Below are 12,494 nucleotides of genomic sequence, written 5' to 3'. Positions count from 1 at the left end.
CCTCCTCGTGCGGGCCCGCTGCGGCACCCGTCACCATCTTGCCCGCCCGCCCGGCCACGGGCACAAGTCGACGGCACGTTCGACCGGGGAGCTACAAACTCGACCGTTCGGTGGGCTCAGGCCTCGTCCACTGTGTCCGGTTTGCCGTCGAAGGGAAGTTCGACCACCAGACACGGCCCACCGACGAACACACCGCCGTCCACGCCGAGCGCGCGGCCGTCGGCGTAGGAGTACGGGCCGTCGATCTGGTCCGGGGGGACGCCGAGCTGGTCGGCGATCACGCTGTGCCCGTGGACCACCTGGTCGCCGCCGAGCACGGTGAGCAGCTGGCCGGCGACCTCGGCGCCCGCGGGGCCGCGGAAGGCGTGCCGGGTGGTGAGCCTGCGCCAGACCTCCCACCACTCGATGATGTCGTCCGAGCGCAGGACCTCCTGGATGCCGGCGTTGATCTCCTCGATGTCGCCGCCCCAGACCAGGTACTCCAGCGTGTCGGAGTGCATCAGCAGGTGCTCGCCGACCAGCGCGAGTGCCGGCCGGCTCGACAGCCACTCGATGTGCTCGCCGGTGACCGCCTCCTGGTCGGTGGACTGGCCGCCGTTCATCTCCCAGCTGCGCGCGAAGCTGCGCGGACCGAAGTCCGACGGCACCTCGTCGTCGCCGAACCGGTGCATGCCGAGCAGCAGGATCTCGTGGTTGCCGAGCAGTGCCTCGACGTGCCCGCCGCTCGCCCCCGCCTCCGCGGACAGGCGCATGACCAGGTCGATCACGCCGATGCCGTCCGGCCCGCGGTCCACGAAGTCGCCGAGAAACCACAGGTGGGTGTCACCGCCGGACCAGCTTGCCTCGTTGTCGACCAGCCCGGCGTCGGCGAGCGCGCCGAGCAGCTCGTCCAGGTGCCCGTGCACGTCGCCCACCACGTATGTGGATCGATCGTCCTCCTCCACACCGCGACAATATGCCAGGTCGCGCAAGGCCGCCTCAGCCCTCTCGTATCACCCTCAGATGACCGCCCAGGTGTGCACTGGCTGGTTCGTCGAGGCCAGCTCGATGTAGCGGCGCAGCATCCCGACCAGCGCGGCGTCCCGGTCCATCCCGCGGTCCTCCAGCCGCGCGACCGTCTCGCGCTGCCAGGTCGACCCGGTGCGCTGGGCGAGGCAGCGCCGCTCGATCACGCCGAGGTAGCGCTCCCGGGCGGCATCCGACACGCCGAGGTCCCGCAAACCCTGGTGCGCCATGGGAAGCAGCCGGCGCAGCACCAGCTCGTCCGGCGGCACCCAGCCGATGCCCGGCCAGTACAGCTGCGCGTCGAACGCGTGCCGCGCGCCCGCGTAGAGGTTCTCCTCGGCCGCTTGGAAGGACATCTGCGTCCACAGCGGGCGTTCCTCGGTGACGAGTGCGCGCTGGGCGCCGTAGAAGAACGCGGCGTTGGCGATCAGGTCGACGACCGTCGGCCCGGCCGGCAGCACCCGGTTCTCCACCCGCAGGTGCGGCACGCCGCCGAACACGTCGTACACCGGCCGGTTCCACCGCCAGATCGTGCCGTTGTGCATCCGCAGCTCGGCCAGCCTCGGCGCACGTCCGGAGTCCAGCGCCTCGATCGGGTCCTCGTCGTCGATGTCCGGCAGCAGGCCCGGGAAGTAGCGCACGTTCTCCTCGAACAGGTCGAAGATCGAGGTGATCCACCGCTCGCCGAACCACACCCGCGGGCGCACGCCCTGGTTCTTCAGCTCCTCCGGCCGGGTGTCGGTGGCCTGCAGGAACAGCGGGATCCGGGTCTCGTGCCAGAGCGCCTTGCGCAGCAGGAACGGCGAGTTCGCCGCGATCGCGACCTGCACGCCGGCCAGGCACTGCGCGGCGTTCCAGTGCGTCGCGAACTCCTCCGGCGCCACCTGCAGGTGCAGCTGCGCGGACGTGCACGCGGACTCCGGCAGGATCGAGTCGGCCCGGCTGCGCAGCCGTTCGCCTCGCTGGCCGGGGATCGCCGGGCCTTCCATGTGCAGCACCATGTCCTCGCCCCTTGCGGCGAAGATCCGGTCGTTGAGCAGCGAGTACCGAGCGTTGTTCGACAGCCACCGTGCGTTGAAGTGCTCGTCGCGCAGGGTCGGCAGCATGCCGATCATCACCAGCCGGGCGCCCGCGTCCTGCGCCTTGGTGTCCGCGCTGGTGAGCGCCGCGAGCAGCTCCAGCTCGAGCTCGCCGGCCTGGTCGCCGGACAGCGGCCGCGGTCGCACGTTCAGCTCGATGTTGTGCTGGCCCAGCTCGGTGGTGAACGACGGGTCGTCCAGTTTCTCCAGCACGACGTTGTTGGCCATGGCGGGCTGCAGGCCGTCGTCGACGAGGTTCAGCTCGACCTCGAGGCCGATCTGCGGGGGTGAGGTGGAGAACCCGCCTTCGGTGAGCATTCTGGCCAACGCGTCCAGACAACGCTGGACCTTCATTCGGTACCGCTGGCGATCCGATCGGTCGAAAATGTCGGTCGCTACATGCTGTCCCATACCGGCCCTCCCCAAACCGGACGTACGGAGTCCGGCGTGTGCGCGGGAGTTTCAACCGTGACACACCACCAAAGGCCGTTGCTAGGGGCCAAAACGGTGCACTGCGGCACACCGAGTGTTACGCAGTGCGAAACACCCGCCGCGTGCTCGTAACATGCCGGCGGGTAGGTCGGGGCTGTGGGAGCATGCGCGCGTGATCGAGGTGCGGGACCCGGACGACGGGCGGCTGGCCGACTTCCGGGCCCTGACCACCGCCGACCGCCGCCCGGACCGGCCGGGTGGGAAGGGGCTGGTGATCGCCGAGGGCGTGGTCGTCGTGCGCAGGCTGCTCGCGTCCCGGTACCCGCTGCGGGCGGTGCTGGGGGTGCCGCGGCGGCTCGCCGACCTGGCGCCCGACCTCGCCGGGCGGTCCGCGCCGGTCTACGCGACGTCGGCCGAGGTGATGGCCGAGGTGGTCGGGTTCCATCTCAACCGGGGCGTGCTGGCGGTGGCCGGCCGGCCACCCGAGCTCGGTGTGGACGACGTGCTGGCGGGCGCGCGGCGGCTGGCCGTGCTGGAGGGCGTCGGCGACCACGAGAACCTGGGCGCGCTGTTCCGCAACGCCGCGGCGCTCGGCGTCGACGGGGTGCTGCTCGGGCCGGGGTGCTCGGACCCGCTGTACCGGCGGAGCGTGCGGGTGTCGATGGGGCACGTGCTGGCCGTGCCGTTCACCTCGCTGGCGCCGTGGCCGTCGGGGCTTGGTCTGGTGCGGGACAAGGGATTTCGGGTGCTGGCGCTGACCCCGGCCGGCTCGGCCGGGCCGCTGTCCGCCGCCGTCGGGGCGGAGCGGGTGGCGGTGCTGCTGGGCTCGGAGGGTCCCGGGCTGACGCCCGAGGCGATCGCCGCCGCCGACGCGGCGGTGCGGATCCCGATGGCCGGTGGGGTGGACTCGCTCAACGTGGCCACCGCGGGCGCGGTGGCGTTCTACGCGCTGGGTAGTTTCCTTGCGTAGCGATGTGCGGCAGGCGGAGGGAGCGGTGGTGCAGCTGCGCGCCGACGGCGAGCGTGCGGTGCTGGTGGGCCACGACGGAGTGGCCGAGCGAGAGGTCGACCCGCGGCGCATGCCGCTGGGCACCGAGCTGACCGACGCGCTGCACGAGTGGGCCAGGGTGGCGAGCGCCGTGCGGCGCAGCGACTCGGGGACGAACGAGGCCGCCAGTGCCGCCAGTGCCGTCGTCACCCGGCGCGGCCTGCAGCTGGCCGGCCGGATCGCCGCGTCGATGGGCGCGCCGGTCGGCTACCTGGACCCGCTGACCGGCGAGGAGTCGGTGGTCGAACCCCCGGTGGACGCCCGCCCGCCGCGGCCGCAACGCCCACCTGAGCCCGTGCCGTGGCTGACCGGCCTGGCCGTGGCCGGCACGAGCCTCGCCCTGGTCCTGATCACGATCCTGTCCCTGGCGATCACCCTCGCCGAGACCCACGCCCTGCTGGCCCTGGCCTCGAACGCGGTGGTGACGGCCGGCCTGCTGCCGTCCCTGTGGCTGGTCCGCCGCCAGCCGATCTGGCGCTGGGTGGCCCTGGGCGCGGCGGCCGCCATCGCCGTGGGCTGGGTGGCCCTGCCGTTCATCGTCCTCTGACCGCGGGCCGCTTCGATGCCTCGAACGCGTCGTTCGGGACGTTGGACGTCCCGAGCGCGTCGTTCAGGGCTCCCGGCGGGTCGGTCGGGGTGACGGCGTCCGCGCCCGGCAAGGTGACCGTCACGGTCAGGCCGCCGCCCTCCCTCGGCTCCGCGTGGACCTCGCCGCCGTGGGCGTGGGTCACGGCGCGGACTATCGACAGGCCCAAGCCCGCGCCGGAGGTCGCCAGGCGGTCCGCGGCCAGCCGGCGGAACGGCTCGAACAGGCTCGGGATCTCATACCTCGGCACCACCGGGCCGGTGTTCTCCACGACCAGCGACGCCCGGCCGTCGGCCAGCGTGGTGCTCGTGACCCGGACCCAGCCGTCGGGGACGTTGTGTCGCACGCCGTTCTCCACCAGGTTCTGCACCAGGCGCTCCAGCAGGACCGGGTTGCCGGTCGTCGGTGCCTCGGCCGCCACGAACTCGACACCGAGCTGGGCGGCCACGTGCGTCACCACGTCCGCCATGTCCACATAGGACCGCTCACCGAGCGAGCGCTCCGATCGGGCCAGCACCAGGAGTCCGTCGATCAGCCGCTCGTGCCGGCCGTTGATCTCCAGCAGCGTCTCGCCGAGCTGCCGGACCTCGGCCGACGAGCCACGTCGCTGCAGTGCCACCTCCAGCAGCGTCCGGTTCAGTGTCAGCGGCGTGCGCAGCTCGTGCGACGCGTTCGCGATGAACCGGCGCTGACCGTCGAACGAGTGGTCCAGCCGCTCCAGCATCACGTCGAACGTGTCGCTCAGCCGCTTGAGCTCGTCCGACGGCCCGGCCAGCGCGATCCGCTCGTGCAGGCCCTCGAAGCCCGGCGCGTCCGCGATCCGCCGCGCCGTCTCGGTCACCCGGTCGAGCGGCTGCAGCATCCGGCCGGCGATCAGCCAGCCCAGCGCGGTCGCGGCGGCGGCGACCACGGCCAGCGCGATCCCGCCCTGGGTGAGCAGCGCGGTGAGCGCGTCCTGCTGGGTGTGCTCGATGACCTGGTCCACCCGCGGGTCGGCGTCCGGCGGGGGCCCCTGCTGCGTGGTGACCGTGCCGTCCTTCCCGGTCACCGTGACCGTCGAGTTGCCGCGAACCTGTTGGGACACAAGGGCGTAGGTCACCCCGAGCAGCAGCACGCCGGCGAGCAGGAACAGCCCGCCGTACACCAGCGTGAGCCGCGCGCGAATCGTCAGTCGCCTCATGGGATCCGGTACCCCACTCCCGGGTCGGTCAGCACCACGGCCGGCTCGCCGAGCTTGCGCCGCAGCTTCAGGATCGTCATCCGCACCGTGTGGGTGAACGGGTCGGCGTACTCGTCCCACGCCTTCTCCAGCAGCCGCTCCGCCGACACCGCGGCGCCCTCGGCCCGCAGCAGCTCGGCGAGCACCGCGAACTCCTTGCGGGACAACGGAACGTAGCGGCCGTCCCGGTACACCTCGCGGCGGTGCGGGTCGAGCCGGATCCCCGCGCGTTCCAGGACCGGCGGCGTTGCCGGCCGGGAGCGCCTGCCCAGCGCGACCACCCGCGCGGCGAGCTCCCGGAACGCGAACGGCTTGGGCAGGTAGTCGTCCGCGCCCAGCGCGAGCCCCGCGACCCGGTCGTCGATCTCCGCCGCCGCGGTGAGCATCAGCACCCGCACCGCCCCCTCACGCGACGCGACCGCCCGGCACACGTCGTCGCCGTGCACCACCGGCAGGTCGCGGTCGAGCACGACCACGTCGTACTCGTGCACCCAGAGCCGCTCCAGCGCGGCACCGCCGTCGTGCACCACGTCCACCGCGTGCGCGTCCGCGCGCAGCCCCTCCGCCACCGCGTTCGCGAGCAGCGGCTCGTCCTCGACCACCAGGATCCGCATGCCTCCATGGTGGCCCTACGTGATGTCACCTGCGCGTCAACGTCTTCGGAGACGGCCCGATGACGTCGCCCCGACTTCACTCCGTCGCGTGACCGGCGACCCGCCGGCAGCGTGGAGGGAGACGACAGTGCGGATGACACAGCGGATCAGCACGGGCCTCGTGGCCGGCCTGCTGCTGGCCATGACCGTGGCCGGCTGCGGCACGGCGGACGACGGCGACGGGGTGGCCAGCGCGGGCGGGGACGCCAGCTCGGCGCCGAGCACCTCGAAGGGCCCGAAGGACGAGCGGGAGCAGATGCTGAAGTTCGCGCAGTGCATGCGGGACAACGGCGTCCCGGAGTTCCCGGACCCGGAGATCAACGAGGGCGGCGGGGTCAACCTGAACCTGCCGGAGGGGACCGACAAGCAGGCGGTCGACGCGGCGCAGGAGAAGTGCAAGAAGTACATGCCCAACGGGGGCGAGCCGCAGAAGGCCGACCCGGAGGTGGTGGCGCAGCTGCGCGAGTACTCGAAGTGCATGCGGGAGAACGGCGTGCCGAAGTTCCCGGACCCGACCGACGGGGGCCTCCAGATCAACAACGACGAGATCGGGGTGGGCCCGAACGACCCCACGTACAAGGCGGCCGACCAGAAGTGCTCGCACCTGATGCCGAAGCCGCCCGAGGGCGGCGAAGGTCCGAGCCTGAACGACGGTGGTGGCAGGTGACCGCCGACCGACGACGCCGCGGGCGGACCGGAAAAGTGGTGGTCGCGGCGCTCGCCGTGCTCCTCACCGGGGCCGCGGTGGCGGCCGCGATCGGGTTCGACGCCGGCCTGTGGAGCGACGATGCGGACCGGGACCCGGGCGCCGACCTGCCCGAGGCGACCGCGAAGGTCACCCGGGAGACGCTGGTCGACACCCAGACCGAGTCCGGCGACCTGGGCTTCGGGGACACCACGACGGTCTCCGGCCGGCTCGCGGGAACGGTGACCGCGCTGCCGGCGGTCGGCGCGACGGTCAGCCGCGGGCAGGCGGTCTACCGCGTCGACGACGCGCCGGTCGTGCTGCTGTACGGCGCGCTGCCGGCGTACCGCACGCTGGCGCCCGAGGCGGAGGGCGCCGACGTCGGGCAGTTCGAGAAGAACCTGGCCGAGCTGGGCTACACCGGGTTCACCGTGGACGACGAGTACACCGACGCGACCGCCGCCGCCGTGAAGGACTGGCAGGACGATCTCGGCCTGCCGGAGACCGGCACGGTCGAGCCGGGCCGCATCGTCTACGCGGCGGGCCCGGTGCGGGTGGACAGCCACCAGGCGGCGGTCGGCGACGCCGCCCAGCCGGGCTCGGCCGTGCTCGACTACACGGGGATGGCGCGGATCGTCACCGTCGAGCTCGACGTGGCCGACCAGCGGCTCGCGGTCAAGGGCGCCGCGGTGGGTGTTTCCCTGCCGGACGGCCGGAAGGTCGCCGGGAAGATCGCCGCCACCGAGACCGTCGTGGACACCGGCGACGGCGACGACGGCGGTGGCGGAGGCGGAGGTGGGGACGGGTCGGCCGACCCGACCACGAAGATCGAGGTCTCCGTCACGGTCGCCGACCAGAAGGCGCTGGCGGGGCTGGACCAGGCGTCGGTGCGGGTCGGCTTCACCGCGTCGGAGCGCAAGGACGTGCTGACCGTGCCGGTGTCCGCGCTGCTCGCGCTCGCCGAGGGCGGGTACGGCGTGGAGGTGGTGCGGGGCAAGGCATCCCACATCGTCGCGGTGGAGACCGGCCTGTTCGCCTCCGGCCGGGTGGAGGTCTCCGGCGACGGTCTCGCCGAGGGCATGACGGTGGGGGTGCCGTCATGACCGCCCCGGTCGTCGAGCTGGCCGGGGTGACCAAGGCGTACCAGGGCGGGGTCACCGCGGTGCGCGAGGTGTCACTGTCCATTCGGTACGGTGAGCTGGTCGCGATCGTCGGCCCGTCCGGTTCCGGCAAGTCCACGATGCTGCACCTGATCGGCACCCTGGACCGGCCGTCGGCGGGTGTGGTGCGCATCGACGGGCACGACGTGGCGGCGCTGTCCGACCGCCAGCTGTCGGCGCTGCGGGCGCACCGGATCGGCTTCGTGTTCCAGCAGTTCCATCTCGCTCCCGGACAGTCCGCCGTGGACAACGTGGCGGACGGGCTGCTCTACGCGGGCGTGCCGATCCGGGAGCGCCGGTCCCGGGCGGAGGCGGCGCTCGTCCGGGTCGGCCTCGCCGACCGGCTCGACCACCGGCCGCACGAGCTGTCCGGCGGGGAGCGGCAGCGGGTGGCGATCGCGCGGGCGGTGGCCGGCGAGCCTGCGCTGCTGCTCGCCGACGAGCCGACCGGGAACCTGGACTCCGTGTCCGGGGCCGGCGTGATGGCCCTGCTGTGGGAGCTGTACTCGGCCGGCACGACGGTGCTGGTGATCACGCACGACCGGGACATCGCGGCCGGCCTGCCGCGGCGGGTGGCCATGCGGGACGGGGCGGTGGTGTCATGACCGAGCGACGGCTGCGGGCCGTGCCCCCGACGCTCTCCCCGGCGCGGCTGCGGCCCCGGGACGTGGTCCGGGTCGGCAGCGCCGGCCTGCGGACCCGGCCGCTGCGGGTGTTCCTGTCCGCGCTGGGCATCGCGATCGGCATCGCCGCGATGACCGCCGTGGTCGGGGTGTCGTCGTCGAGCCGGGCGGAGCTGGACCGCCAGCTCGCCGCGCTCGGCACCAACCTGCTCACCGTGGCGCCCGGCAACTCGCTGAGCGGCGACACCGCCACGCTGCCCACCGAGTCCGTCGACATGATCTCCCGGATCGGCCCGGTACGGGAGGTCTCCGCGCTCGGCAAGGTGCCCGACGCGAAGGTCTACCGCTCCGACCGGATACCGGTCGCGGAGACCCGGGGCCTCACGGTCCAGGCCGCGCACCTCGACCTGCCGAGAACGGTGGGCGCGACGCTCGCCGACGGTACCTGGCTCAACGCGGCGACCGCCCGGTACCCGGCCGTGGTGCTCGGCTCGATGACGGCCGAGCTGCTGGGCATCCGGTCGGCGGGCGAGGGCGTCCAGGTCTACCTCGGCGAGCAGTGGTTCACCGTGATCGGCATCCTCGACCCGGCGCCGCTCGCGCCGGAGCTCGACTCGGCGGCGCTCGTCGGCTGGGCCGCCGCGGAGGCCGACCTGGAGTTCGACGGCCACCCGACGACTGTCTACACGCGAGCCGCGGACTCCGACGTCGAGTCCGTGCGCGACGTGCTCGCGCCGACCGCGAACCCCGTCTCGCCGAACGAGGTCCAGGTGTCCCGGCCCTCCGACGCGCTCGCGGCGCGGCAGGCAACCGATCGCACCTTCACCGGCCTGCTGCTGGGGTTGGGCGCGGTGGCCCTGCTCGTCGGCGGGGTCGGAGTGGCCAACACGATGGTCATCTCGGTCCTCGAACGGCGCGCGGAGATCGGCCTGCGCCGCTCGCTCGGCGCGACCCGCGGCCAGATCCGGGTCCAGTTCCTGGCCGAGTCGCTGCTGCTGTCCGCGTTGGGGGGCGCCGGCGGGGTGGTGCTCGGCATCGCGGTCACCAGCGGCTACGCGGCGACGCAGTCCTGGCCGACCGTGGTGCCGCCGTGGGCGATGCTCGGCGGGGTCGGCGCGACGCTGGTGATCGGCGCGATCGCCGGCCTGTACCCGGCGATCCGTGCCGCGCGGCTCTCGCCGACCGACGCCCTCGCCGCGTCGTGACCGGAATTTCCACAACAGTTCCACGACAGGGAGACGAGCTGTGAACGAAGCAGTTCGCGGAACCCTGATCGGCCGGCGCCGGTTGCTCGGTGACGCGGCGCCGGCCACCGGCCTGATCGCGTCGGTCGCGACCGCGCTGGCGGGCACGCGGCCACAGCGGGTGCGGCTGACGGTGCCGAAGCCGACCGGCCCGCATGCCGTCGGCACGGTGTCGCTGCACCTGGTCGACCACGCCCGCCAGGATCCCTGGTCGTCCACGCCGCACCCGCGGGAGCTGATGGTCAGCCGGATGCCAAGGGACACCCGAACCCGGGGACCCGGAGCCGAAGGTCACGTTCTACTGGCCGGCCACTACTGGTAGAGAAGGCGCACGCCGCGCAGGACCTCCGCGCGCAGGAGCTCCGGTGGCTCGTCCGCGTGGGCGATCACCGGGTCGCTCAGCATCGCGACGGCCTGCGCGGCACGCACCTTCTCCCGCATGTCCGGGGCGGGGCCGGCGATCACCTTGTTCGCGTCGAGCATGAGCTGGGTGAACCGGCGGACCACCGCGTCCTGGGCGAGCAGCGCCAGGTCGTGGACCAGGTTGGTACGCAACAGGAACCGGTGCCGCAGGTACACGTCCAGCAGGGCCTCGAGCGTCTCCTCGCGGGTGCCCGGGCCGGACAGGGTCCGCTGCAGGTCGTCGAGGAACGGCTCGGCCAGCGCGGCGAGGATGTCGGCCTTGCTCGGGAAGTGATAGAGGACCGCGGTCTTGGTCAGACCGAGCTGCTCGGCGATCTCGCGGATCGACGTGTGCTGGTAGCCCTGCCGGGCGAACAGCCGGTGGGCGGCGTCGAGGATCTGCGCGCGAGTGCTGAGCATTCTCTCAGCATAGCGTTGCCTGACCAGTGGTCAGATATGTACAGTCGCCTTCACTGACCAACGGTCAGAAAGGGGATTGCGATGAAGGTTCTCATTTCCGGCGCGAGTATCGCCGGACCGACGACGGCCTATTGGCTCACCCGTGCGGGGCACGAGGTCACGGTGGTCGAACGGGCCGCGCGCCCGCGCGAGGGCGGGGCGCCGATCGACGTCCGCGGCGAGGCGGTCGAGGTGGCCGAGCGGATGGGTGTGCTGGACCGGATCCGTTCAGTACGAACGAACACGCAGGGGATCCTGTACGTCGACCGGTCCGGCCGGCGGTCCACCAGACTGTACCCCGGGGACTTCGCGGAGAACCCCGGCCGGGACATCGAGCTCGAACGCGCGGATTTGGTGTCCATTTTGTACGACGCGGCGAAGGACGACGCGGAATACGTCTTCGAGGACTCGATCGAGACGCTCGCCGAGGATTCCGCGGGCGTCGACGTGACCTTCGCGCGCGGCGGCGAGGCCCGGTTCGACCTGGTCGTCGGCGCCGACGGGCTGCACTCGGTGGTCCGCGGGCTCGCGTTCGGCCCGGGCGGCACCCACCACCTCGGCATGTACGTCGCGCTCGTGCCGGTCGACCCGGCGCTGGGGCGGGCGGACTGGGGCGTCATGCACAACTCGCCGGGCCGGGTGGCCGGCGTCTACAGCCACCGCGGCAGCGCCACCGGGTTCTTCATGTTCCGCTCGCCCGAGCTCAGCTACGACTACCGCGACGTCGACCAGCAGAAGAAGCTGCTGATCTCCGAGTTCGCCGGCGAGGGCTGGCAGGTGCCGCGGCTGCTCGACGCGGTCCGGGCCACGGACGACTTCTACTTCGACTCGGTGAGCCAGGTGCGGATGCCGTCGTGGACGCGTGGCCGGGTGGCGCTGGTCGGCGACGCGGGCTACTGCCCGGCCCTGCTGTCCGGTATGGGCACCACGCTGGCGATGGTGGGCGCGACCGCCCTGGCCGACGCCCTCGCCGCCGGCGACCACCGCGCCGCGTTCGCCCGCTACGACCTGGCGCACCGCCCGCTCGTCGACCACGCCCAGGCGGGCGTCATGCGGAGCGCCGCGGTGCTCATCCCGGCGACCCGGTTCGGCATCTGGAGCCGCAACCAGCTCACCAAGCTGCTCCCGCTGGCGGCCGCGGCCCGCCGTTCGACCCGCCGCCGCGCCCAGGTCTAGATGACCTGTTCCAAGGGTTCGGTGGTGGTATGCGGTGGGTGATCGGTGGGTGGGTGCGCCGGTCTTGTCGTTGTGCCGGATTGCGGCGGTGCGGGCCAGGATGCGTTGTAGGACTTGGACGATGACTCCGTTGGGGGTGTGGCCGCCGTGTCGTTCGAGGTGGAGCTGGGCTTTGAGGATCTGGTTGATCGATTCGATCGTGTGACGTACGGGTGTGAAGAGGTGCGCGCCGGGGCGTTCGGGCTCGCCTGTGCGGGCTGGGGCGCAGCAGGTTCAGGCCGTCCTCGGCGAGGGTGGTTGGGTCTGTCGGTGGTCAGGGTGGTGTCGGTGTGCAGCATGTTGAGCAAGGGTTCGGCGTTCGTCGGCTTTCGCGCCGGTCAGTGCGAACGTGATGGGCAGCCTGCCGAGGGTGCACACCAGGTGCGGCCGCAGGCCCCAGGAGTAGCGGGAGTGATCATGGACACCCTCGCCTCATGCGCGCACCCACCCCTTGGAATAGGTCATCTAGTCTGTCGCCCTGGTGGGCGTCCCGTTCCGGGCTGAAAATGGGGTGGTTGCCCGCTGACGCCGTTGCTCTGTGGCCCGTGCGAGGTCGTCGTCTGGTCGGGCGCTGGGAGCTGGCTCGTGGGCCCTTCGGTGTTGCTTCGAGCACGCGGATTGGATTCGCCAGTCCTCGCAGCTCCTGCGGTCAACCGGCTGATGGTGGTGGCGGGAGGAGGACGG

Annotated in this window: 13 protein-coding genes; 8 read left to right on the top strand and 5 right to left on the bottom strand. The window is 72.4% G+C overall.

Annotated features, from left to right (window positions below; all coding sequences use genetic code 11):
* Positions 1-116: 116 nt before the first annotated feature.
* Together GEV28_RS07055 and GEV28_RS07050 are read right to left on the bottom strand one after the other, a co-directional pair.
* Positions 117-944 carry a metallophosphoesterase family protein gene (locus GEV28_RS07055; protein WP_291409820.1) on the bottom strand — a complete coding sequence of 276 codons (828 nt, stop codon included), beginning with the start codon at positions 942-944 and terminating at the stop codon, positions 117-119.
* A 54-nt stretch (positions 945-998) separates the two neighbouring features.
* On the bottom strand, positions 999-2,495 hold the full coding sequence (locus tag GEV28_RS07050) for a glutamate--cysteine ligase (RefSeq protein ID WP_291409819.1): 1,497 nt from the start codon (positions 2,493-2,495) through the stop codon (positions 999-1,001).
* Between the two features lie 154 nt (positions 2,496-2,649).
* On the opposite strand from GEV28_RS07050, the gene GEV28_RS07045 reads away from it, so the two are divergent.
* Complete coding sequence (locus GEV28_RS07045) at positions 2,650-3,486, top strand: RNA methyltransferase (RefSeq protein ID WP_291409817.1); 837 nt, start codon at positions 2,650-2,652, stop codon at positions 3,484-3,486.
* A gap of 25 nt (positions 3,487-3,511) precedes the next feature.
* Complete coding sequence (locus GEV28_RS07040; protein ID WP_367115047.1) at positions 3,512-4,111, top strand: DUF2537 domain-containing protein; 600 nt, start codon at positions 3,512-3,514, stop codon at positions 4,109-4,111.
* Here the strand turns inward: GEV28_RS07040 and GEV28_RS07035 are convergent.
* Entirely contained in the window at positions 4,098-5,330 is a 1,233-nt protein-coding gene (locus tag GEV28_RS07035; protein WP_291409815.1) for a HAMP domain-containing sensor histidine kinase, read from the bottom strand. The two genes, GEV28_RS07040 and GEV28_RS07035, sit on opposite strands and share 14 nt — an antisense overlap.
* A complete protein-coding gene (locus GEV28_RS07030; RefSeq protein ID WP_291409813.1) occupies positions 5,327-5,983 on the bottom strand; it encodes a response regulator transcription factor in 657 nt (218 codons plus the stop codon). Before GEV28_RS07030 ends, GEV28_RS07035 begins: the two co-directional genes overlap by 4 nt.
* A gap of 133 nt (positions 5,984-6,116) precedes the next feature.
* On the opposite strand from GEV28_RS07030, the gene GEV28_RS07025 reads away from it, so the two are divergent.
* The 5 genes from GEV28_RS07025 to GEV28_RS42180 are packed head-to-tail and all read left to right on the top strand — an operon-like array spanning position 6,117 to position 10,056.
* Entirely contained in the window at positions 6,117-6,689 is a 573-nt protein-coding gene (locus tag GEV28_RS07025) for a hypothetical protein (RefSeq protein WP_291409811.1), read from the top strand.
* Complete coding sequence (locus GEV28_RS07020) at positions 6,686-7,810, top strand: peptidoglycan-binding protein (protein WP_291409809.1); 1,125 nt, start codon at positions 6,686-6,688, stop codon at positions 7,808-7,810. The genes GEV28_RS07025 and GEV28_RS07020 overlap by 4 nt, the downstream gene beginning before the upstream one ends.
* Entirely contained in the window at positions 7,807-8,472 is a 666-nt protein-coding gene (locus GEV28_RS07015; RefSeq protein WP_291409807.1) for an ABC transporter ATP-binding protein, read from the top strand. Before GEV28_RS07020 ends, GEV28_RS07015 begins: the two co-directional genes overlap by 4 nt.
* Positions 8,469-9,695 carry an ABC transporter permease gene (locus GEV28_RS07010; RefSeq protein ID WP_291409805.1) on the top strand — a complete coding sequence of 409 codons (1,227 nt, stop codon included), beginning with the start codon at positions 8,469-8,471 and terminating at the stop codon, positions 9,693-9,695. Before GEV28_RS07015 ends, GEV28_RS07010 begins: the two co-directional genes overlap by 4 nt.
* 40 nt (positions 9,696-9,735) lie before the next feature.
* A complete protein-coding gene (locus GEV28_RS42180) occupies positions 9,736-10,056 on the top strand; it encodes a hypothetical protein (RefSeq protein ID WP_367115046.1) in 321 nt (106 codons plus the stop codon).
* On the opposite strand, the gene GEV28_RS07000 is transcribed toward GEV28_RS42180, so the two are convergent.
* Complete coding sequence (locus GEV28_RS07000; RefSeq protein ID WP_291409803.1) at positions 10,047-10,556, bottom strand: TetR/AcrR family transcriptional regulator; 510 nt, start codon at positions 10,554-10,556, stop codon at positions 10,047-10,049. The genes GEV28_RS42180 and GEV28_RS07000 overlap by 10 nt on opposite strands.
* Positions 10,557-10,637: 81 nt before the next feature.
* Between GEV28_RS07000 and GEV28_RS06995 the strand changes: the two genes are divergently transcribed.
* Positions 10,638-11,771, top strand: coding sequence for an FAD-dependent monooxygenase (locus tag GEV28_RS06995; protein WP_291409802.1), 1,134 nt, complete (start codon positions 10,638-10,640; stop codon positions 11,769-11,771).
* The last annotated feature ends 723 nt before the right edge of the window (positions 11,772-12,494 follow it).

The sequence above is a fragment of the Actinophytocola sp. genome, from assembly GCF_009379765.1.
Classification (GTDB): Bacteria; Actinomycetota; Actinomycetes; order Mycobacteriales; family Pseudonocardiaceae; genus Actinophytocola.
This window is presented reverse-complemented; position numbering and strand designations above follow the sequence as displayed.

Excerpts from the sequence above, each read along its gene's own strand:
- GEV28_RS07050 (WP_291409819.1), bottom strand. The coding sequence starts at position 2,495 with ATGGGACAGCATGTAGCGACCGACATTTTCGACCGATCGGATCGCCAG.
- GEV28_RS07045 (WP_291409817.1), top strand. The coding sequence starts at position 2,650 with ATGCCGGCGGGTAGGTCGGGGCTGTGGGAGCATGCGCGCGTGATCGAG.
- GEV28_RS07035 (WP_291409815.1), bottom strand. The coding sequence starts at position 5,330 with ATGAGGCGACTGACGATTCGCGCGCGGCTCACGCTGGTGTACGGCGGG.
- GEV28_RS07030 (WP_291409813.1), bottom strand. The coding sequence starts at position 5,983 with ATGCGGATCCTGGTGGTCGAGGACGAGCCGCTGCTCGCGAACGCGGTG.
- GEV28_RS07025 (WP_291409811.1), top strand. The coding sequence starts at position 6,117 with ATGACACAGCGGATCAGCACGGGCCTCGTGGCCGGCCTGCTGCTGGCC.
- GEV28_RS07015 (WP_291409807.1), top strand. The coding sequence starts at position 7,807 with ATGACCGCCCCGGTCGTCGAGCTGGCCGGGGTGACCAAGGCGTACCAG.
- GEV28_RS07010 (WP_291409805.1), top strand. The coding sequence starts at position 8,469 with ATGACCGAGCGACGGCTGCGGGCCGTGCCCCCGACGCTCTCCCCGGCG.
- GEV28_RS07000 (WP_291409803.1), bottom strand. The coding sequence starts at position 10,556 with ATGCTCAGCACTCGCGCGCAGATCCTCGACGCCGCCCACCGGCTGTTC.
- GEV28_RS06995 (WP_291409802.1), top strand. The coding sequence starts at position 10,638 with ATGAAGGTTCTCATTTCCGGCGCGAGTATCGCCGGACCGACGACGGCC.